Annotated in this window: 22 protein-coding genes; 19 read left to right on the top strand and 3 right to left on the bottom strand. The window is 68.3% G+C overall.

What is annotated here, in order from left to right; translation table 11 throughout:
- Positions 1–101 precede the first annotated feature (101 nt).
- The 9 genes from QZX62_RS07450 (at position 102) to metK (ending at position 8492) form a co-directional block, all read left to right on the top strand.
- Positions 102–530, top strand: a complete 429-nt coding sequence (locus QZX62_RS07450) for a MucR family transcriptional regulator (RefSeq protein ID WP_294173335.1) — start codon at positions 102–104, stop codon at positions 528–530.
- 146 nt (positions 531–676) lie between these two features.
- Positions 677–1099 (top strand): Fur family transcriptional regulator, encoded by a 423-nt coding sequence (locus QZX62_RS07445; RefSeq protein ID WP_294173334.1) that lies wholly within the window; start codon positions 677–679, stop codon positions 1097–1099.
- Positions 1100–1115: 16 nt separating this feature from the next.
- The gene (locus QZX62_RS07440) at positions 1116–1847 is read left to right on the top strand and encodes a 1-acyl-sn-glycerol-3-phosphate acyltransferase (protein WP_294173333.1); all 732 of its coding nucleotides are present in this window, start codon (positions 1116–1118) and stop codon (positions 1845–1847) included.
- 10 nt (positions 1848–1857) lie between these two features.
- Positions 1858–3171, top strand: a complete 1314-nt coding sequence (gene miaB, locus QZX62_RS07435) for a tRNA (N6-isopentenyl adenosine(37)-C2)-methylthiotransferase MiaB (RefSeq protein WP_294173332.1) — start codon at positions 1858–1860, stop codon at positions 3169–3171.
- Positions 3171–4163 (top strand): PhoH family protein, encoded by a 993-nt coding sequence (locus tag QZX62_RS07430; protein ID WP_294173331.1) that lies wholly within the window; start codon positions 3171–3173, stop codon positions 4161–4163. The genes miaB and QZX62_RS07430 overlap by 1 nt, the downstream gene beginning before the upstream one ends.
- Positions 4163–4678, top strand: a complete 516-nt coding sequence (ybeY, locus tag QZX62_RS07425; protein WP_294173359.1) for an rRNA maturation RNase YbeY — start codon at positions 4163–4165, stop codon at positions 4676–4678. Before QZX62_RS07430 ends, ybeY begins: the two co-directional genes overlap by 1 nt.
- Positions 4678–5556: a hemolysin family protein gene (locus QZX62_RS07420; RefSeq protein ID WP_294173330.1), complete on the top strand. Its 879-nt coding sequence runs from the start codon at positions 4678–4680 to the stop codon at positions 5554–5556. Before ybeY ends, QZX62_RS07420 begins: the two co-directional genes overlap by 1 nt.
- 107 nt (positions 5557–5663) lie before the next feature.
- Entirely contained in the window at positions 5664–7229 is a 1566-nt protein-coding gene (lnt, locus tag QZX62_RS07415; protein WP_294173329.1) for an apolipoprotein N-acyltransferase, read from the top strand.
- 48 nt (positions 7230–7277) lie between these two features.
- Complete coding sequence (gene metK / locus QZX62_RS07410; RefSeq protein WP_294173328.1) at positions 7278–8492, top strand: methionine adenosyltransferase; 1215 nt, start codon at positions 7278–7280, stop codon at positions 8490–8492.
- On the opposite strand, the gene QZX62_RS07405 is transcribed toward metK, so the two are convergent.
- Positions 8483–9082, bottom strand: coding sequence for a DUF2231 domain-containing protein (locus QZX62_RS07405; protein WP_294173327.1), 600 nt, complete (start codon positions 9080–9082; stop codon positions 8483–8485). The genes metK and QZX62_RS07405 overlap by 10 nt on opposite strands.
- On the opposite strand from QZX62_RS07405, the gene QZX62_RS07400 reads away from it, so the two are divergent.
- Positions 9081–9779 carry a tRNA (guanosine(46)-N(7))-methyltransferase TrmB gene (locus QZX62_RS07400; protein WP_294173326.1) on the top strand — a complete coding sequence of 233 codons (699 nt, stop codon included), beginning with the start codon at positions 9081–9083 and terminating at the stop codon, positions 9777–9779. The genes QZX62_RS07405 and QZX62_RS07400 overlap by 2 nt on opposite strands.
- Positions 9780–9823: 44 nt before the next feature.
- Here QZX62_RS07400 and QZX62_RS07395 read toward each other — a convergent pair whose 3' ends face one another.
- Positions 9824–10963 carry a PQQ-dependent sugar dehydrogenase gene (locus tag QZX62_RS07395; RefSeq protein ID WP_294173325.1) on the bottom strand — a complete coding sequence of 380 codons (1140 nt, stop codon included), beginning with the start codon at positions 10961–10963 and terminating at the stop codon, positions 9824–9826.
- Between the two features lie 91 nt (positions 10964–11054).
- On the opposite strand from QZX62_RS07395, the gene QZX62_RS07390 reads away from it, so the two are divergent.
- The 8 genes from QZX62_RS07390 to QZX62_RS07355 all read left to right on the top strand — a co-directional run bounded on the left by QZX62_RS07390 (position 11055) and on the right by QZX62_RS07355 (position 19330).
- Positions 11055–12104, top strand: a complete 1050-nt coding sequence (locus QZX62_RS07390; protein WP_294173324.1) for a type III polyketide synthase — start codon at positions 11055–11057, stop codon at positions 12102–12104.
- Positions 12104–12595, top strand: coding sequence for an isoprenylcysteine carboxylmethyltransferase family protein (locus tag QZX62_RS07385; protein ID WP_294173322.1), 492 nt, complete (start codon positions 12104–12106; stop codon positions 12593–12595). The genes QZX62_RS07390 and QZX62_RS07385 overlap by 1 nt, the downstream gene beginning before the upstream one ends.
- Before the next feature lie 107 nt (positions 12596–12702).
- Positions 12703–13275 carry a ribosome maturation protein RimP gene (rimP, locus tag QZX62_RS07380; protein ID WP_294173321.1) on the top strand — a complete coding sequence of 191 codons (573 nt, stop codon included), beginning with the start codon at positions 12703–12705 and terminating at the stop codon, positions 13273–13275.
- Between the two features lie 5 nt (positions 13276–13280).
- Entirely contained in the window at positions 13281–14933 is a 1653-nt protein-coding gene (gene nusA / locus QZX62_RS07375; RefSeq protein ID WP_294173318.1) for a transcription termination factor NusA, read from the top strand.
- Complete coding sequence (locus QZX62_RS07370; RefSeq protein WP_294173317.1) at positions 14887–15624, top strand: DUF448 domain-containing protein; 738 nt, start codon at positions 14887–14889, stop codon at positions 15622–15624. The genes nusA and QZX62_RS07370 overlap by 47 nt, the downstream gene beginning before the upstream one ends.
- Positions 15621–18155, top strand: a complete 2535-nt coding sequence (gene infB, locus QZX62_RS07365) for a translation initiation factor IF-2 (protein WP_294173314.1) — start codon at positions 15621–15623, stop codon at positions 18153–18155. Before QZX62_RS07370 ends, infB begins: the two co-directional genes overlap by 4 nt.
- A gap of 110 nt (positions 18156–18265) precedes the next feature.
- Complete coding sequence (rbfA, locus tag QZX62_RS07360) at positions 18266–18661, top strand: 30S ribosome-binding factor RbfA (RefSeq protein WP_294173313.1); 396 nt, start codon at positions 18266–18268, stop codon at positions 18659–18661.
- Positions 18662–18703: 42 nt separating this feature from the next.
- The gene (locus QZX62_RS07355; RefSeq protein ID WP_294173357.1) at positions 18704–19330 is read left to right on the top strand and encodes a thymidine kinase; all 627 of its coding nucleotides are present in this window, start codon (positions 18704–18706) and stop codon (positions 19328–19330) included.
- Here QZX62_RS07355 and QZX62_RS07350 read toward each other — a convergent pair.
- Entirely contained in the window at positions 19288–20289 is a 1002-nt protein-coding gene (locus QZX62_RS07350; RefSeq protein ID WP_294173311.1) for a hypothetical protein, read from the bottom strand. The two genes, QZX62_RS07355 and QZX62_RS07350, sit on opposite strands and share 43 nt — an antisense overlap.
- 182 nt (positions 20290–20471) lie before the next feature.
- Here QZX62_RS07350 and QZX62_RS07345 point away from each other — a divergent pair.
- Positions 20472–21189: glycosyltransferase family 4 protein (locus tag QZX62_RS07345; protein ID WP_294173308.1), on the top strand; the 718-nt coding region annotated here is incomplete at its 3' end.

Genomic DNA, 21189 nt, shown 5'->3' with positions numbered 1-21189 from the left:
AGGGACTTGCTTGCGCCGATTAAGCCGGCGGCCTAGGCGCAAATAGACAATGAAGGGCCCAGCGCCTTTCTTCCGTCCTAGCTCGGGGGAAGGAAACCGCGATGAACGACAATGACAATAATCAAGAAACGCTGATTCACTTGACGGCAGAGATCGTATCCGCGCACGTCAGCAACAACAGCGTATCGGTGAACGACCTGCCGCAACTCATTCAGAACGTGCATGGAGCACTGTCAGGTCTGTCGAGCCCGCAACAAACGGCCGAAGCGAAGCCCGAACCCAAGGTTTCGGTGCGATCTTCGGTGAAGCCCGACTACATCGTCTGCCTGGAAGATGGCAAGAAGCTGAAGATGCTCAAGCGGCATTTGATGACGCACTATCAGATGACGCCGGATCAGTATCGGCTCAAGTGGGGACTGTCGTCCGACTATCCGATGGTCGCGCCCAACTATGCCGAGCAGCGCCGCAGCTTGGCGAAGTCGATTGGTCTCGGCACCAAGCGCAAGCGGACGGCACGCGCGGCCAAGTGAAGCAGACGGGACCTCGCGTCAGGGTCGAGCCGGGCTCGACCGCGGACGGCCTGTAGCGGCGCTTCAAGCAGGTCAAGAAGCTGAGCTGGAGGGCCGTGGCGCACTTCCTCTTTGACCTGCCGGGCTGCGCACCCTAACTCTGCCCCATGCACCGGACGATCGACATTGAAGGGCTGTGCGCGCAGAAAGGTCTCCGCATCACGGAGCAGCGCAAGACGATCGCCCGGGTGATCTCGGAAGCCGAAGACCATCCGGATGTTGAAACGCTGCACGAACGTGCGTCGTCCGTCGATCCGCGCATCTCCATTGCGACCGTCTACCGCACGGTCCGGTTGTTCGAAGAGGCCGGGATCCTGGAGCGGCACGAGTTCGGCGACGGACGCTCCCGCTACGAAGCGGTGACCGACGATCACCACGACCATCTGATCGACGTCGAGTCGGGCAAGGTGATCGAGTTCCACGACGAGGATCTGGAAGCGCTGAAGCGCAAGGTGGCGGAGAAGCTCGGCTTCCGTCTGGTGGATCATCGAATGGAACTCTACGGCGTTCCGTTCGACCGCGACCACTAAGCCCATCGGACCGACCGTGCCCATTGCGGCCCTGCGGATCGCCGCCCTGCTCGGCTGGCTGGCGATATGCGCTCCGCCTCAGCTGCTTGCCCGCAGCCTTGGCCGGTCTGCCTGGCCGCAGCGCTTCCTGGCGGGGGTGGCGCGGATCGCCGGTGCCCGCGTCCGCACCGTCGGCGAGCCGATCGCCGGACGGACGCTGATCCTGGCCAATCATACGAGTTGGCTGGACATTCCGGTCCTGGCTGGAGCGACGGGCTGCGCCTTCGTGTCCAAGGACGAGCTGCGTGACCATCGGCTGATGCGCTGGCTGTGCCAGGAAAACGGCACGGTGTTCATCGACCGCGCGGACAGACGGGGGATTGCCGACCAGACCGCGCGGATGCTGCACGCGCTGCAGGCGCGCCGGCCGCTGGCGTTGTTTCCCGAGGGGACGGTCAGCGAAGGCACGGGGCTGCTGCCGTTTCGCCCTGCCCTGCTCAACGCCTTTGCGCCCGCTCCGCCCGGCGTCGCCATCCGTCCCGTGGCGATCGACTATGGCGGAGCTGCGGCGGAGTTCGGCTGGCCGCAGGGCGAGCCGGGCCGGCGCAACTTCTTGCGGCTGATCGGACGCCGCGGCACCGTTCCGGTCACGCTGCACCTGCTGCCGCCTTTGACTCGCCTTGATGATCGCAAAGCGCTGGCCCGTGCCGCGCAGGATGCGATCGCCGCCGTCCTGCTGCCTAGCGGCATCGCGCCCGCTGCCGTATAGCCCCGGGGAAATGACCCTTCCCCAGACCTTCAGAATCAAGTCCTTCGGCTGCCAGATGAACGCCTATGACGGCGAGCGCATGGCCGAGTTGCTCGGGGCCGACGGCATGCGCTCGGCCGGGGACGGCGAGGACGCGGACCTGGTCGTGCTCAACACCTGCCACATCCGCGAGAAGGCGGCGGAGAAGGCCTATTCCGATGTCGGCCGCCTGCGCCGGGAGGACGGCAGCAAGCCGCTGATCGCGCTGGCAGGCTGCGTCGCCCAGGCGGAGGGCGAAGAGGCGCGTGCCCGATCCAAGATGATCGACATGGTGGTGGGCCCCCAAGCCTATCACCGCCTGCCGCAGATGATCGCGGAGGCCGCAGCCGGGCGGGCGAGCGTCGACACCGACATGCCGGCCGCCGCCAAGTTCGACTTCCTGCCCGCGCGTCGACGGTCGGGCGTGTCGGCTTTCCTGTCGGTCCAGGAAGGCTGCGACAAGTTCTGCACCTACTGCGTGGTGCCTTATACCCGCGGCGCCGAGATCAGCCGGCCCTTCGCCGACATCGTCCGCGAAGCGGAGGAATTGGTCGCGGGCGGGGCGCGGGAGATCACCCTCCTCGGGCAGAACGTCAACGCATGGGAGAGCGACGGCCGGGACTTGGCCGCGCTGATCCGCCACCTGGCTGATTTCGCGGAGCTGGAGCGAATCCGCTACACCACCAGCCACCCGGTCAACATGGGCGAGGGCCTGATCACCGCCCATGCCGCCGTTGATAAGCTGATGCCCTATCTCCATCTGCCCGTGCAGTCGGGGAGCGATCCGATTTTGCGCGCGATGAACCGCACTCACACGGTCGACAGCTACCTTCGCACAATCGAGCGGGTCCGGGCGGTGCGGCCCGACATCGCGATCTCCGGCGATTTCATCGTGGGCTTCCCCGGCGAAACGGATGAGGATTTCGAGCGGACGCTGAACATCGTCGATGCGGTGCGTTACGCAGCGGCGTTCAGTTTCAAATACAGCCCCCGCCCCGGCACGCCCGCGGCGACGATGGAGGATCAGGTACCCCAACCCGTGATGGATCAACGCCTCGCCCGGCTGCAGGCGCGCCTGGCCGAGCATAGCACCGCCTTCAACCGCGGCACCGTCGGCAAGACCACCCGCATCCTGATCGACCGGCGCGGCCGCAAGCCGGGGCAGATGATCGGCAAGTCGCCGTGGCTGCAGTCGGTGGTGGTGGAAACCGCCGCCCCCATCGGCAGCATGCTGAACGTGAAGATCACCGGCGCCGGCCCTAACAGCCTGTTCGGCGCCCCGCTGGTCCGGGCGGAGGCCGCCTGATGGCCAAGCGCGACATGGCCGCGGTTCCCGACCGCGCCCGGCTCGAGCTCCAGTTCGACCAGCCCTACCTGCTGGGGCCGCTGTTCGGCGAGTACGACCGGCACCTGGTGGCGATCGAGGACCGGCTCGGAGTCAACATCGCCGCCCGCGGGAACCGGGTGCAGATCGAGGGGGAGCCGGACAGCGCCGCCCGCGCCCGCGACGTGCTGACCGGCCTCTACAACCGGCTCGACCAGGGTCATGATGTCGACATGGCGGCGGTGGAGAGCGTCATCGGCATGGCGGCGCAGCGGCAGCTCGACGGGATCGTCGACGCGCAGGTGTCGGCGCCGCCGCAGGTGATGATCCGCACCCGCAAGAAGACCATCGTCCCGCGCTCCACCACCCAGACCGCCTATATGGAAGCGCTGGCCCGCGACGACATGATCTTCGCGCTTGGCCCCGCGGGCACCGGCAAGACCTATCTGGCGGTGGCGCAGGCGGTGGCCATGCTGATCGGCGGCCAGGTCGACCGGCTGATCCTGTCGCGCCCGGCGGTGGAGGCGGGCGAGCGCCTGGGCTTTCTGCCGGGCGACATGAAGGAGAAGGTCGACCCCTACCTCCGCCCGCTCTACGACGCGCTTTACGACATGCTCCCGACCGAACAGGTCGAGCGGCGTATCGCGAGCGGCGAAATCGAGATCGCGCCCATTGCCTTCATGCGCGGGCGGACGCTGAACGACGCCTTCATCATCCTCGACGAGGCACAGAACACCACGCCTGCACAGATGAAGATGTTCCTGACCCGCTTTGGCATGCGCGCTCGGATGGTGATCTGCGGCGATCCCAACCAGGTCGACCTGCCTGATCCCGGCAAATCCGGGCTGGCGGATGCGGTCGGCCGGCTGGAGCACGTCAAAGGTATCGCCACCGTGCGCTTTTCCACCGCCGACGTGGTCCGGCACCCGCTGGTGGGCCGGATCGTCGACGCCTATGAAGGGCCGTCGGCATGATGCTGGAGATCGCGCTCGAAGCCGACGCGGAGTGGGATAGTAGCACCGGCGAGGGCCGCGACTGGGCGGCTCTCGCGGAGGCGGCGGCGACTGCCGCGATCGCCGAAAGCCGCTTCCCCAAGTTGGCCGCGTCCGCGCGTACGGTCGAGCTGTCGATCCGCCTGACCGGCGATAGGCAGGTTCGTGCGCTCAACAGCGAGTGGCGCGGCAAGGACAAGGCTACCAACGTGCTGTCCTTTCCGCTGGCGGAGGAGGCCGACTTGCGGTCGGCCGCCGCTGACGGACCTGAGCTGATGCTCGGCGACATCGTGCTCGCCCGCGGGGTCTGCGCGCGGGAGGCGGAGGCCAAGGCTATTCCGCTCGCCGATCATGCCGCCCATCTCCTGGTGCACGGAACGCTGCACCTGCTGGGCTACGACCACGGCGACGACGGTGGAGCCGAGGACATGGAGGCACGCGAGGTGCGCGCGCTGGCTCGGCTCGGCATCCCCGACCCCTATGCGGAGGCCGCCTAATGGCCACCAGCCCTGACGGCGGCTCCCGCCTGTGGCAAGGCATGCGGCACCTGCTGTTCGGCGAGGACAGCGAGCCGACGCTGCGCGACCAGATCGAGGACGCGATCGACGAGGCAGAGACGGGCCGGCCGCAGCACGGCGACCTCAGCCCGCTCGAGCGGCAAATGCTGCGCAACCTGCTGCACTTCGGCGACCGTACGGCAGGCGAGATCTGCGTGCCGCGCGGTGAGATCATCGCTGTGCCCCAGACGATCACGTTCGAGGCTCTGGTGCGGGCGTTCGCGGATGCGGGGCATAGCCGCTTGCCGGTGTTTGGCGAGAGCCTGGACGAGGTGGCGGGCATGATCCACATCAAGGACGTCTTCATGGCCTCGGTTGACGAGAGCCGAGACCGCTCGACCGCCGGACTGCTGCGCGAACCGCTGTTCGTGCCCGAGTCGATGGGCGTCCTCGACCTGCTCGCCCGGATGCGCTCGCAGCGCGTGCACCTGGCCATCGTGGTGGACGAGTTCGGCGGGACCGAAGGCCTCGTCACCATCGAGGATGTGGTCGAGGAGATCGTCGGCGAGATCGAGGACGAGCATGACGAGGCGGAGGATGCCCGGCTGGTTCCGCTCGACGATGGCTTGTGGGAGGCCGATGCGCGGGTGGAGCTGGACGAGCTCGCGCAAGCGGTCGATGCCCGGCTGATCGCTGAGGACGACGAGGTCGATACGCTCGGCGGCCTCGCCTTTCTGCTCGCCGGCCGCATTCTCGAGCCCGGCGAGAGCGTGGAGCATCCCAGCGGCTGGCGGCTGGAGAGCGTGGCGGCCGACGAACGGAAGATGACTCGGCTGCGGCTACATGCGCCCGAGGGTGCGTTCCAGGAACCCGTTTGATGGAAGCCGTGACCCGTTCGTCCCGATCGGAGGCCGACGGCCGTGGTCGAGGGACGCCTGTTCAGTCCGATCCCTCGATGCCCCTGGCGCGGGGGGAACGAGAGGGGGTGTGGCGCTATTCGCCCGTCATCGCACTCGTTATCGGCCTCCTTTCCGCCTTTGCCTTCGAACCGGTCGGCTGGTGGCCATTGATGCCGCTCGCCCTCGCTGCACTGTGCGAGATCCTGAGGGGCCAACGAAGCTTGTGGCGGGCGTTGCTCACCGGCTGGGCGTTCGGTCTCGGGCAGTTCGTGCTCGGCCTCAACTGGATCGCGACGGCCTTCACCTACCAGGCCGCGATGCCGGCCTGGCTCGGCTGGGTCGCGGTGGTGCTGCTGTCCCTTTACCTGGCCGTGTACCCGGCACTGGCGGCCGGGCTGGCGTGGCGGTTCGGGAAAGCCAGCAAGCTTGCGCTGGTGCTCGCCCTGGCGGGCGGCTGGGCAGTCACCGAGTATCTCCGCGCGCTGGTGTTCACCGGCTTCGCCTGGAACCCGGTCGGCGTCGCGCTGGCCGGCACGCCCTGGCTTAACTCGGTCCGCTTCTTGGGGACCTACGGCTTGTCGGCGCTCGCCGTGCTGCTCGGCGGAGCGGTCTGGCTGCTCGCGCGCAAGCAGTGGAAGGTCGGCGGTGCCCTTGCCGCCGCGCTGGCATTGTTGCTCGTCCTTCCACCGGCTCCCGACCGCGCCCTGCTGCCGGTGTCAGGACCGGCGCCGGCCGTCGCGCCCACCGACAGCCCGGCAATCCGGATCGTTCAGCCCAATATCGGCCAGCAGGACAAATGGCGCGAGGGCCTGGTCGACGAGACCTACCTTCGCCTGGGCGGGCTGTCGGTCGGCGGGGCGCCGCCGCCGCGCCTGCTGTTCTGGCCGGAAGTGGCCGTGCCCGAAGCGTTCCAGATCCTCGATCGCCAGAACCGGCCTCTGCCCCTGCTCCTGCCGGCGCTGCCCCGCGCAGTCCAGTCGATCCGCCCCGGCGACCTGCTGCTCACGGGCGCCTTCGCCCTCGTCGCCGATTATTCGGGCACGATCACCGGCAATACCAACAGCGTCTTCGCGGTCGATCCGGGAGCGCGTGTCCTGGGCCGGTACGACAAGGCCCATCTCGTGCCCTACGGCGAGTATCTCCCCATGCGGCCGCTGCTGTCAGCGATTGGCCTGTCTCAGCTGGCGCCGGGCATCGGCGACACCATTCCGGGTCCGGGTCCGCGCAGCATCGACCTTGGCCCGTTCGGGAAGATGGGCGTGCAGGTCTGCTACGAGATCATCTTTTCCGGGCAGGTCGTCGATCGGCAGGATCGCCCTAAGTTCATCTTCAACCCATCGAACGATGCGTGGTTCGGCGCTTGGGGTCCGCCGCAGCACTTCGCCCAGGCGCGGTTGCGGGCGGCGGAGGAAGGGCTGCCGGTGATCCGCTCCACGCCGACCGGGATCAGCGGCGTCATCGACGCGCGTGGGCAGGTGCTCTCGTCGCTGCCGTGGCGGCAGGCGGGCGTGATCGACACGGTCCTGCCTCCGCCCGCCGAGCCGACGCCCTTTGCGCGGTTGGGCAATCTGCTGCCCATGCTGCTGGCGTTCGCCATGCTGCTGACGGCGGTTGTTCTCGACGCCCGCCGCCGCTACAGGCGCGCCATATAAAGCTTTCCTTATATCCTTATATGCCGCTGCGGCGGCGCCAGAGGGTTCATGCGCCAGTCCTATTTGTTCACTTCCGAGTCCGTGTCCGAAGGCCATCCCGACAAGGTTGCCGACCAGATCAGCGACGCAGTGGTCGATCTGTTCCTCGCCAAGGATCCGGAAGCGCGGGTCGCGTGCGAGACGCTGGTCACCACCAACCTGGTGGTGCTCGCCGGCGAGATCCGCGGCCGGGGAATCATGGACACGCAAGGCAATTGGGCGCCGGGCGTGCCGGAGGAGATCGAGCAGGCCGTCCGCAAGACCGTGCGCCGCATCGGCTACGAACAGGACGGCTTTCACTGGCAGCAGCTCACCTTCACGAACAACCTCCACCCGCAGTCGGCGCATATCGCCCAGGGCGTGGACGCCACCGGCAACAAGGACGAGGGCGCGGGCGACCAGGGCATCATGTTCGGCTTCGCCTGCGACGAGACGCCCGACCTGATGCCGGCGACGCTCGATTATAGCCACAAGATCCTGGAGCGCATGGCCGCCGACCGCCATTCCGGCGCGGCGGCCTTTCTGCAGCCCGATGCCAAGAGCCAGGTGACCCTGCGCTTCGAGGATGGCCGCCCGGTGCGCGCGACTGCGGTGGTGGTGTCGACCCAGCATGCCGAGGGCTATGACGAAGGCGAGCGCGAGACCGAGCTCCACGACTATGTGAAGCGGGTGGTGGCGGAGGTGCTTCCGGACGGGCTGCTGAACGGAGAAACGGTCTACCATATCAATCCGACCGGCTCATTCGTGATCGGCGGACCGGACGGGGACGCGGGGCTGACCGGGCGCAAGATCATCGTCGACACCTACGGCGGCGCGGCGCCCCACGGCGGCGGCGCGTTCAGCGGCAAGGACCCGACCAAGGTCGACCGCTCGGCGGCCTATGCCGCGCGCTACCTCGCCAAGAACATCGTGGCGGCGGGCTTGGCCCGGCGCTGCACCATTCAATTGGCTTACGCGATCGGCGTGTCGGAGCCGCTGTCACTGTACGTCGACACGCACGGCACCGGGACGGTGGGCGACGACCGGCTGGAGGCCGCGATCAAGCGGATCGACAAGCTCGGCGGACTCACCCCGCGCGGCATCCGCACCCACCTTGGCCTCAACAGGCCGATCTACTCGCGCACCGCCGCCTACGGCCACTTCGGCCGCAAGGCGGACGGCGACCTGTTCCCGTGGGAGCGGACCGACTTGACGGACGAATTGAAGGCGGCCGCTCAGGCCTGACCCATCTTCTCCTTGAGCACCTCGCCGCGGGGAACGCCGAGGCCGCCCTCGGCATGGCCGTCGTCATAGCCTGAATATTCGTCTCGGGTTTCCTGCACGGCGACCCGATGGCGGTAGGTCAGCTCGCCGCCGAGCCAGCCCGAGTAGCCGACCAGCGCCGCCGCCAGCGCGGAGAGCCACGGCCCGCCGGCCGGCACCGCTTCATCCCGGTCGGTCAGTCGCAGGCCAAGGTTGGCGGTCTGCACGCCGACCAGCGTCAAGTTGGCGATCATGTGCTGGTTGGCGGATGGCAGCTGCTTGACCCGCTCGTCGCCAAGATAGTCGGTCATCCCCGTCGCCGCGGCGCCCAGCGCGCCGATCAGCCCGGCGCCCAGCAGCCACTTGGTCGCATCACCCCAGCGCCGATCGCCGGTGACCGCATGCGCCACGTCCGTCCCCAACGCGAACAGGAAACTGGTGATCGGGATGGGGATCAACATCGGGTGGAGCGGGTGGCCGGCGATCTGGGCGGTGCTGCGCGGGTTGTTGCCGTACATTCGTTTCTCCTGTCGGTTGCAGGCCCAACGCAGTTCGGCAAAGGGCGTTGCCATGACCGCGTTCAAGCCTGGCGACCCGCTGACCATCAACCGGCTTTACGGGCGCTCCAGCGGGCACAAGCTGCGGCAGGGACAGCAGGAGCTGGTGGAGGGGCTGCTGCCACAACTTGCGGTGCCGGCCCAGGGCGAGATCAGCGCACGGGCGTTGTTCGGGGACGAGCGCCCGCTCCACTTCGAGATCGGCTTCGGCTCGGGCGAGCATCTGGCCTATCGCGCGGACCTGCTGCCCGACCACGGCTTCATCGGCGCCGAGCCGTTCCTCAACGGCGTCGCGACCGCGCTCGGGCACATCCGTGATGGGGCGCTGCGGAACGTGCGGCTGCACATGGGCGACGCGCTGGAGGTGCTTCGGCGGGTGCCGGATGGCGCGCTGACCATGCTCTACCTGCTCCACCCGGACCCATGGCCCAAGGCGCGGCATGCCAAGCGGCGGATGGTGAACGACGGGCCGGTGCGGCTGTTCGCCGACAAGCTGAAGCCTGGCGGCGAGCTCAGGATCGCCACCGACCATCCGGTTTATCTCGAGTGGACGCTGATGACGATGCAGCGCCACACCGACCGGTTCGAGTGGCTGGCCGAGCGACCTAGGGACTTCCTCGAGCCGGTCGGCGGCTGGATCGAGACCCGTTACGGCGCAAAGTCCCGGCGTGAGGGGCGCCGGCCCTACTATCTGCGGTACCGCAAGCTCTAGTCATCATTGTCAGCGCAGCGAAGCCACGCTCCTCGCGATGACGGCTACCCGCGCGCCGGCTCCAGCCGCAGCAGCCGGCCAGCGTCCTCCAGCAGGTACAGCTCGCCGCGCGGGCCCTGCTCGACCTCGCGGATGCGGGCGTCCATCGTCCATTGATTGCCCTTGCGCGCGCCCGCGCCGTTCACGTCGACCCGGATCAGCGACTCGCCCGACAGCGCGCCCATAAGGATGTCGCCTTTCCATTGCGGAAAGAGGTCGCCCGAGTAGACGATCATGCCTGCCGGCGAGATCGACGGGGTCCACCAGACCTTTGGCTCCTCGAACCCGCGGCCGCGATGATCGTCAGGAATCGTGCGGCCTTCATAGTGACTGCCGTAGGATGCCTGCGGCCAGCCGTAGTTCTTGCCGGCCTCGATGAGGTTGACCTCGTCGCCACCCTTCGGGCCCATCTCGTGCGCCCACAGCCGGCCGTCCGGCGCGAAGGCTAGGCCGAGCACGTTGCGATGGCCCAGCGTGTGGAACCGTCCGCCGACCGGCTGGCCTTCAGCGGTGAGGTGGAAGACCTTGCCGAGGTCGCCGCCGCGGTCCTGCGCCGGCTCCATCTTCTGCCGATCGCCCGACGAGACGAACATGCTCCCGTCGGGCGCAAAGGCGATGCGGTGGGAAAAATGGCCGTCGCCGCTGACCTTGGGCTGCTGCCGCCAGACGACCTTGAAGCCGTTCAGCCGGGATCCGTTCTGCGCCATCTCCAGCGTGCCGTAGCCGACCGCGGCCCCACTGGTGCCGTTCGGACCCGGCTCGACGAAGCTCAGGTAGACGCGCTGGTTGCCCGCGAAGTCGGGATGCACGACGACATCGCCGAGGCCGCCCTGCCCCGCCACCTTGATGTTCTCCGGCAGCCTGGACACCTGCTGCTTCTGCCCGCTGGCGACGTCCACCAGCCAGAGCAGGCCTTCCTTCTCGGAAACCAACGCCCGGTTGGTCATGGCCACGCCGCTGCCGGGGAGAAAGGCCATCGCCCAGGGGGTGGAGAAGCTCGCCACCGGCTCGCTGCTGAACGGGCGTCCGCTGGTCCGTGGAGCGCTCCCGCCTGCGGCCTGCGCGGCGGCGTTGTCGCTCTGCGGGGCCGGGGCAGCCTGCTCGTCGGCCGCGGACGAGGAGGCGGAACAGGCACCAATCAGCATCGCAAGAGTTGCAGCTTGCAATCGAACCATCCGCATCCAACCTTCTCCTTTACGGCGCGTTTCCGGCGCTCCTACGTAGAAAGCAGCCAGCTTGCGCCCTGTTCCACTGCTCAGCCTCGCCACCGCCGTTCCGCCCCATACGCTGAGCCAGACCGATGCCAAAGCGATTGCGCGCGAGCTGTTCGCGGGGCGCAAGGCGCTGTTCGACCGGCTCCAGGGTGTGTTCGACAATGCGGGCATCGAGCAGCGCAACACGGTGGCGCCGCTCGACTGGTACGCCGGCGACCATCGGTGGGAGTCGCGCAACCGGCTGTACCTCGAAGCCGCCGAGGCCCTGTTCACCGAAGCCGCGGGCAAGGCCATTGCTGCGGCGGGTCTCCGGCCCGAGGACATCGACGGGGTGGTCTGCGTGTCCACCACCGGCATCGCCACCCCCAGCCTGGAAGCGCGGGCCGGCCCTGCACTGGGGTTGCGCCCGAACGTCCGGCGGGTGCCCATGTTCGGGCTCGGCTGCGCGGGCGGGATCAGCGGCCTTGCCACCGCGGCTCGCCTGGCCGCCGCCGAACCGGGCAGCCGCTGGCTGTTCGTGTGCATAGAGACCTGCTCCATTTCCATCCGTCTCGACAGCGACGATCCCGCCGCGCTGGTCGCAACCGCCCTGTTTGGGGACGGTGCGGCGGCGGCGGTGGTCGGGGGCGACCAGGATGGTATCGCCGCGGTTACCGCCGCGGGCGAGAAACTGTGGCCCGACACGCTCGGGATCATGGGCTGGCGGGTCGAGGACCCCGGCTTCGCGGTGGTGTTCGACCGCGCCATCCCGCCGTTCGTCACTGCCGAACTGGCCGCGGCGATCGCCGGCCTGCTGGAGGAGTTCGGCACCTCGAGCGATGAGATCGGGCGGCTGTGCTGCCACCCCGGCGGCGCCAAGGTCGTGGAGGCGATCGAGAACGCCATGGAACTGGAGTCCGGCACGCTCGACCTGGAGCGGCAGGTTCTACGGGAACATGGCAACATGAGCGCGCCCACCGTGCTGTTCGTGCTGGAGCAGCTGCTCGCCCGCGGCCTGCCCGAGCGAACGCTGATGACCGCCTTCGGGCCGGGCTTCACCTGCGCCGGGCTGATGCTGGAGCGGGCCGCCTGATGTGGCCGGCGATCGCCCTGCTCGCCTTTGTCACCTTTCAGCGCCTGTCCGAGCTGGTGCTCGCGCGCAGGAATACGGCGCAGCTGCTGGCCATGGGCGCGCAGGAGCATGCCCCCGGGCACTATCCGCTGATCGTCGCGGTACACACGGCGTGGCTGGCGACCCTGTGGTGGCTGGCGCCGGGCCGGCCGATCCATATGGCGTTGCTGGTCCTGTTTGTGGCTCTGCAGCTTGGCCGCATCTGGGTGCTGCGGACCCTGGGGCCGCGTTGGACCACGCGGATCATCGTGCTGCCCGGCGCGCCGCTGGTGACCGGCGGGCCGTTCCGCTTCGTGCCCCACCCGAACTATCTGGTGGTGATAGGCGAGATCGCGGTGCTGCCGCTGGTGTTCGGCCTGTGGCAGGTGGCTCTGTTGTTCAGCGTGCTCAACGCTATCGTTCTCACCATCCGAATTAGAGCCGAAAGTAGGGCGCTCTCCGCAGTTGCCTAAGGTTTGCCGCTGGCCTATATGCGAGTGACTTCCTCGACATCGTCAGATGCTGAGGCTGGTCCGGGAGCCCGGGCCGGCGCCGAAGCCGCTTAAGCTATTGGAGTCGCATGGACCTGACCGCTCTGAACGCACTGATCGAGCCCGAGGTGAAGAGCCTAGGCTTTGAGCTCGTGCGGGTGGCGATGATCGGGGGCAAGTCGGACCCGACCTTGCAGATCATGGCCGAGCGGCCCGACACCCGCCAGCTCGACCTTGCCGACTGCCAGGCCGTTTCTCGGCGGGTGTCCGACCGGTTGGACGCGCTCGAAGCGGAAGGGCGCGATCCGATCGCCGGCTCCTATCGCCTGGAGGTCAGCTCGCCCGGCATCGACCGGCCGCTGACCCGGCTCAAGGACTATGACGATTGGGCGGGGCACGAGGCCCGCATCGCGCTGGCCGAGCCGATCGATGGGCGGAAGCAGTTCTCGGGCGAGCTCGCCGGAACCGAGGGCGAGACCGTCAAGCTGACCGGCAAGGATGGCCGCGACTACTCCCTGCCCTTTACCGCCATCCATTCCGCCAAGCTGCTGCTGACGGACAAGCTCATCAACGCCACCGCGCCCCTGTCCGCGCAAGGCGCGGACGAGATCATAGAGGCGCCGACCGAGGGCGCCGACGAACTTCAGACTGTAGAGGACTAAGCGAAATGGCCACCGCCGCGACCGCAGCACCGACCGCCAACCGGGCCGAGCTGCTCGCCATCGCCGACAGCGTCGCCCGCGAGAAGCTGATCGACCGCGGGATCGTGATCGAGGCGATGGAGGACGCCATCCAGCGGGCTGCCCGCGCCCGCTACGGCGCTGAGAACGACATCCGCGCCAAGCTCGACGGCGAGACCGGCGACCTCCGCCTGTGGCGAGTGCTGGAGGTGGTCGAGGAACCGGAGGACCACTTCAAGCAGGTCGACCTCAAGGGCGCGCAGAAGCTTCAGGCCGATGCAAACCTAGGCGATTTCATCGTTGATCCCCTGCCCCCGATCGAGTTCGGGCGCATCGCCGCGCAGGCGGCCAAGCAGGTGATCTTCCAGAAGGTACGCGATGCCGAGCGCGAGCGGCAATATGAAGAGTTCAAGGACCGCGTCGGCGAGGTCATCACCGGCGTCGTCAAGCGTGTCGAGTTCGGCCATGTGGTGGTGGACCTCGGCCGCGCCGAAGGCGTGGTCCGCCGCGACGCCCAGATCCCGCGCGAAATGGTGCGGGTCGGCGACCGTGTCCGTTCGCTGATCCTGCGCGTCGCCCGCGAGACCCGCGGCCCGCAGATCTTCCTGTCCCGTGCGCATCCCGACTTCATGAAGAAGCTGTTCGCGCAGGAAGTGCCGGAGATCTACGACGGCATTATCGAGATCAAGGCCGCCGCCCGCGACCCGGGCAGCCGCGCCAAGATCGGCGTGATTAGCCGCGACAGCTCGATCGACCCGGTCGGCGCCTGCGTCGGCATGAAGGGCAGCCGCGTCCAGGCGGTCGTGCAGGAGCTGCAGGGCGAGAAGATCGACATCATCCCGTGGAGCGAGGACACCGCGACCTTTGTCGTCAACGCGCTCCAGCCTGCGACGGTCAGCCGGGTGGTGATCGATGAGGAGGAAGCCCGGATCGAGGTGGTGGTGCCCGACGACCAGCTCAGCCTGGCGATCGGCCGGCGCGGCCAGAACGTCCGGCTCGCGTCCCAGCTCACCAACTCGCAAATCGACATCCTGACCGAGGCCGACGCCAGCGAGAAGCGGCAGCGCGAGTTCGTGGAACGCTCGACCATGTTCCAGGAAGAGCTGGACGTCGACGAGACGCTGGCCCAGCTGCTGGTCGCCGAGGGCTTCACCAGCCTGGAAGAGGTCGCCTATGTGGAGGCGGACGAGATCGCCTCGATCGAGGGCTTGGACGAGGATATCGCCGCCGAGCTGCAGAGCCGCGCTTCCGAAGCGCTGGAGCGCCGCGAGGCCGCTGCACGCGAGGAGCGCCGGACGCTGGGCGTGGACGATGCGCTCGCCGAGCTGCCGCATCTCAACGAGGCGATGCTGGTGACCCTGGGCAAGGCGGGCATCAAGACGCTCGACGACCTTGCGGACCTCGCCACCGACGAGCTCATCCAGAAGAAGCGCCAGGAACCGCGCCGCCGCGCCGAGAACGCGCCGCAGCGCACGGAGGACAAGGGCGGCCTGCTGGCCGAGTACGGCCTCAGCGAAGAGCAGGGCAACGAGATCATCATGGCCGCCCGCGCGCATTGGTTTGAGGATGAGGCATCCGCATCGGGACCCGAGGATGAGCCGCAATCGCAGGAGGACGCGGTTGCGGAAAACGAGCAATGATCGCGTAGAAGCGCACACTCCCGAACGCACCTGCATCCTCTCGCGGCGCACGGCAGCGCGTGAGGAATTGGTGCGGCTCGCGCTCGGTCCCGACGGACAGGTGCTGCCGGATGTGCGCGCCAAGGCGCCCGGCCGCGGTGCCTGGATCGGCGTGCCGCGTAGCGAGCTCGACGCTGCCAACGCGAAGGGCAAGCTCAAGGGCGCGCTTGCCCGTGCGTTCAAGACGGGCGAGCTCCTGATCTCGCCCGACCTTGGCGAGCGCACGGAGGCCGCCCTGCGCCAGGCGGCGCTCGACCGGCTCGGCATGGAAGCGCGCTCGGGCAACCTCATCAATGGCGCCGACCGGGTCGAGCAAGCGGCGCGCTCCGGCAAGGTCCACTTGCTGCTGCACGCAGCGGACGCGGGCGCCGATGGCCGCCGCAAGCTCGACCAGGCCTGGCGGGTAGGCGGGGCGGAGGAAGTGGGCTACGCAAGCGGGCTGGCAATTCCGGCGGACCGCACCATCTTGAGCATGGCGCTGGGGCGCGAGAATGTGGTACACATTGCCCTGACCGACGCTGCCGCCGCGGCGCGTGTGCTTCACGCGCTCGCCCGGTGGCGCGCTTTCATTGATCCCGAGGCTGGGTTAGGGCGCGGCGACGCTGCCCCGGCTGCCGCCTCGGCTGACGACACGAACGAAGGAAACAGATGAGCGACCAGACCGACAAGCCGAAGCTGGGGACCCGGCCGCCGCTGGGGATCAAGCGCACGGTCGAGACTGGCAAGGTCAAGCAGAGCTTCAGCCATGGGCGCTCGAACACGGTAGTGGTCGAGGTCAAGAAGCGGCGCATCCTGGGCAAGCCGGGTGAGGCTCCGGCCGTCGAGGCGCCGCAGCCTGCGGCCGAGGCGCCCGCGCCCGCTCCGCAGCGCCCGGCTCCCCAGCCGGCTGCCCCCGTTCGCCGGTCGCCGCTCGACGACATCACCGCCCGCAAGGAGACCCAGGCTCGTCTGCTGCGCGAGGCCGAAGAAGCGCGCATGACCTCCCTGGAGGACGCGCGCCGGCGGGAGGAGCAGGCCAAGGTCAACGCGACGGAAGACGAGAAGCGCCGGGCCGAGGACAACCGGAAGGCCGAGGAAGACGCCGCTCGTCGGGCCGAGGAGGAGGCCAAGCGCCGGATTGTGGAGGAGGCAGCGGGCGCCGAGGCCGCGGAGAAGGCGGAGGCGCCACAGCCCGCGGCAGCCCCGCAGGCTGTAGGACAGCAGTTTACGCCGGTCCGCCGTCCACCCGCGGCCTCGCCCGCCGCGCCTCGTCGGCCCGAGCCGGCCCGTCCGTCACGCGGACGAGTCGATGATCGGCGCCATTCCGGCAAGCTCACCGTTACCCGCGCTCTGTCCGGCGACGAGGACAATCGCGCCCGCTCGCTCGCCGCGTTGAAGCGTGCCCGCGAAAAGGAGAAGCGCGCCCACATGTCGTCGGGTCCTGCCGCCAAGCAGGTCCGCGACGTGGTGGTGCCCGAGGCGATCACCGTCGGCGAGCTCGCCAACCGCATGGCCGAGCGCGGCGCGGACCTGGTGAAGGCGCTGTTCAAGATGGGCTCGGCCGTGACGCTGACCCAGACCATCGACCAGGACACCGCCGAGCTGCTGGTCACCGAGTTCGGGCACAACATCAAGCGCGTCAGCGAAAGCGACGTCGACATCGACACGTCGACCGATGTGGATGCGACCGAGAGCCTGCAGCCGCGCCCGCCGGTGGTCACCATCATGGGCCATGTCGACCACGGCAAGACCTCGCTGCTGGACGCGATCCGCGGCGCGGACGTGGTCGCGGGCGAGGCCGGGGGCATCACCCAGCACATCGGCGCCTATCAGGTGAACGTGCCGTCGGGCGACCGCGTCACCTTCCTCGATACGCCCGGGCACGAAGCCTTCAGCGAGATGCGCGCGCGCGGCGCCAACGTCACCGACATCGTGGTGCTGGTGGTCGCAGCCGACGACGGGCTGCGTCCGCAGACGATCGAGGCGATCAACCACACCAAGGCGGCCGGAGTGCCGATGATCGTGGCGATCAACAAGGTCGACAAGCCAGCGGCCAACCCGCAAAAGGTCCGCGAGGAACTGCTGCAGCACGAGATTATCGTCGAGGCGATGGGCGGCGACGTGCAGGACGTGGAGGTCTCCGCGCTCCAGAAGACCAACCTCGACGGCTTGCTTGAGGCAATCAACCTGCAGGCCGAGCTGCTGGAGCTCAAGGCCAATCCGGTTCGCACCGCCGAGGGCGCGGTGATCGAGGCCAAGCTCGACAAGGGCCGCGGTCCGCTCGCCACCGTGCTGGTGGAGCGCGGTACCCTGCGCGTCGGCGACGTGTTCGTGGTCGGCGCCGCGTCGGGCAAGGTCCGGGCGATGATCGACGACCATGGCCGGCAGGTGAAGGAAGCCGGGCCGTCCTTCCCGGTGGAGGTGCTGGGCCTCGGCTCCGTGCCGTCGGCGGGCGACCAGTTCACGGTGGTGGAGAACGAGGCGCGGGCCCGCGAGGTCGCCGACTATCGCCAGGGCGTGCTCGACCGCAAGCGCACCACCGCGGCGCCGATGAGCCTGGAGAACATGTTCGCCAACCGGGCTTCCACCATTATCGAGTTCCCGTTGGTCGTGAAGGCCGATGTGCAGGGCTCGACGGAGGCGATCGTCAACGCGCTTAATCGGTTGTCCACCGACGAGATCCGGGTGCGCGTGCTGCACTCGGGCGTGGGCGCGATCACCGAGAGCGACGTGACGCTGGCGGCCTCTACCGGTGCGCCGATCATCGGCTTCAACGTCCGCCCGAACGCCAAGGCGCGCGAGGTGGCGGAGCGCAACAAGGTTGAGCTGCGTTACTACGACGTCATCTACCACCTGACCGACTGGGCCAAGGGCGCCATGGCCGGAGAGCTCGGACCGGAGATCATCGAAACGGTGGTCGGCCGCGCCGAGGTCCGCGAGGTCTTCCCGGCGGGCAAGAAGGACAAGGCCGCCGGCCTGCTGGTGCTGGAAGGCGTCATCCGCAAGGGCCTCAACGCCCGCCTCACCCGCAACGACGTGATCGTCTCCAAGACGACCATCGCGTCGCTGCGCCGGTTCAAGGACGACGTGGCCCAGGTCATCGCCGGCCTGGAATGCGGCGTGCTATTGGCCGACACCAACGACATCAAGGCCGGCGACCGGCTCGAGGTGTTCGAGGTCGAGGAGCGCGCGCGGACCTTGTGAGCCGCCGAGCGCACCGCGTCATTGCGACGAGCACAGCGACGAGGCAATCCAGTGCTCTTCGAGTGAACTGGATTGCTTCGCTTCGCTCGCAATGACGGCGGGAGGAGCAGATGCGAAAGACCGAAACTACTGAAGGCAAGTCCGTCCGCCTGCTCCGCGTGGGCGAGCAGGTGCGGCATGTGCTGAGCGAAGTGCTGGCGCGCGGCGACGTGCACGACGACACGCTGCAGAGCCACCTCGTCAGCGTCACGGAGGTGCGCATGTCGCCCGACCTGCGCCACGCCACTGTGTTCGTGAAGCCCCTGCTCGGGCAGGACGAAGCGGTGGTTCTGAAGGCGCTGCGGACCAACACGGCTTTCCTGCAAGGCGAGGTCGCGCGGCGGGTGAACACGAAATACGCCGCCAAGCTGAAGTTCCTGGCGGACGAGAGCTTCGACGAGGGCGGCCGCATCGACGCGATCCTGCGCAGCCCCAAGGTGGCGCAGGACCTCAGCGAGGATAACTGACCCGCTCTGGACGCGGACTTGCGCGCAGGTACAAGCGCGGCGATGGCCAAGCTCTACTTCTACTACGCGGCGATGAACGCGGGTAAGTCCACCAATCTGCTGCAGGCCGACTTCAACTACCGCGAGCGCGGCATGGGCACCACCTTATGGACCGCCGCGCACGACCATCGTGCGGGTCCTGGATCGATCGGCTCCCGGCTCGGCATCGCGATGCCCGCCCACAGCTACTCGGCCGGTACCGACCTGCTTAGCGAGATCAGCGGCGAGCTGGACCGCCGCCCGCTCCATTGCGCGCTGGTGGACGAAGCGCAATTCCTGACGCGCGCGCAGGTGCTTCAACTCTGCCGACTGGCGGATGAGCGCAACCTGCCGGTGCTCTGCTACGGGCTGCGGACCGACTTCCTCGGCCAGCTGTTCGAAGGCAGCGCGGCGCTGCTCGCGCTGGCCGATGCGTTGGTCGAGCTCAAGGCCGTATGCGAGTGCGGGCGCAAGGCGTCCATGAACCTGCGGGTCGACGGGCAAGGCCGGGCGATCACCAGCGGCGAGCAAACGGAGATCGGCGGCAACGACCGTTACCTGGCGCTATGCCGCCGGCACTTCTTCGCGCGGCTGGATGACACGCCCGCTCAATCCTCGTCCTCTTCTTCGTCGATCCGATCCTCGGCGTAGTTCCACCACAGCAGCGCGGCGCCGCCGGATGCGGCGATCCGGGTCAGCGCAGCGGCGCCCATGATCGCCGCGGGCTCCCGGCTGACTGCGAGCAGCGTGGCAGCGGCCGCGGCGGTGCCGCCGGTGAACAGCACCATACCCGGCCGGCTGCGCGGGATGAGGTTCGCGATCTTGGCGTCCAAGCCACCGGCGCTGCGCCCAGTGCGCGCGGCGAGGTTGCCGAACGGACCCAAGACGACGGCGAACAGGGACTTCATCATGCGGTAGCTGAGCCGCTTGCGAGCGTTCGCTTCAGTGCGGCCGGCCGCTTCCCTGAAAGCCAGCACTTCCGCTGCAATGCGCGACGGCCCGGCCGAGCGCGGCGCGAACAGCACCGTGGCCAGCAGCCCGCCCCATTCCCGCAGCGCCAGCATTCCTGCCGCCGCCACCCAAGGCAGGCCGAGCAGCAGCACGGTTCCCGCCCCGATCGCTGCGGCGCCCGCTGCCCCAAGCCGCCACATTACATCGCGATTGCGCTTGGCGACGAAGAGGGCGCCCGGGTGCCGTGCGGGGATGCCCAGCGCGACGACGGCCGTCATGATGGCCACCTCCGTCATGTCCCGCAGGTGGAAGAAGGCTGCCAATGCCGCGATGCCGAGCGCGCAAGCGGCGAGCGCCGAAAGATCGATGCGCAGTGCGGCGCGGCGCGAGGCGCGGTAGACCTGCTTGTCGGCACGGACGCGCCGGGCGAGCAACTGCACCACTTCCATGGTCAGCAACGCGCGCGCCGCCTGCACAAAGGTGTAGGCCGCCAGCAATCGCACCGCATCCGCGTGGCCGATCGCCAGGCCGATCATCAGCCACGCCGATGCCGATCCCGCGAACGGCAGATACTCGCGAAGCGCCAGCCGCTTGGCGACCTGCGGCAGCCTCCTGCGGGCAGACGGTGCAGCGGGCGCGTCGGCCTCCCGGCTGCTCACCTCCTCCCTTATCGGTCGCTGGCGGTCGCGCAGGTCATTCATTCCGCCCCGTATGGAGGGACCAGGCACACTAGTCCACGACGCCCGCCTTCGGGGGCGAGCCGCGGCAACTTGCCCAGCTTGCTGGAGGTCTATAGAGGTCGGATGCGCTCCCCGGAACTCCCGCAGAGACCCGTGCATCCATGAAGATTATGTACCTGGCGCGGCGGCCCGTACCTTCCGTGAACGCCAACTCGGTTCAGATCGTAACCATGTGCGAGGCAATGGCGAAGCTGGGGCATGAAGTCACGCTAGTAGCCCAGCCGGGCGATGCACCAGCGGACACTCTGTTCGAGCGCTACGGCATTCAACGATCGTTTTCCGTGCGCACCCTTCCAGACTCCGGCGGTGGAACGCTGCCCAAGTGGCGCTACCTGGCGGAATTGCGCCAACTGATCCGGTCGGAACCCGCGGACCTTTATTTCGGTCGGGACATCTGGTCATTGCGGCTGGTGGCGCGGAGCGGAAAGCCGCTGGTGTACGAAGCGCACGTGAGCCCGCCCGGCCCGACTCTGCGTGGACGGCTGCTAGACCAGTTGCTCGCCCGGCCGAACTTTTCCCATCTTGTCTGCGTCACGACGACCCTGGCCGACGTGTACCGGAAGCAGTACCCGCAGCTTGCGGGCAAGCCGGTGATCGTTGCTCCCAACGCCGCCGCGGACATCTCCAAGTGTGCGGCGCCGACTGCGTGGCCGGGGCGGGAAGGCAGGCTGCAAGCCGGCTTCGTCGGGCGGCCCTACCCGGGCAAGGGCATCGAGATGATCGTCGAGGCGGCCGGCCGCTTGCCCGAAGTGGACTTCCACATCGTGGGCGCTCGCCGCAGCGCCGTGGGCTGGGTGCGGATGGATATCCCGGGCAACG

Origin of the sequence: uncultured Sphingomonas sp. (genome assembly GCF_902806265.1) — a bacterium.
Classification (GTDB): Bacteria; Pseudomonadota; Alphaproteobacteria; order Sphingomonadales; family Sphingomonadaceae; genus Sphingomicrobium.
The sequence above is the reverse complement of the archived record's forward strand: the minus strand, read 5'-3'. Positions and strand labels throughout refer to the sequence as shown.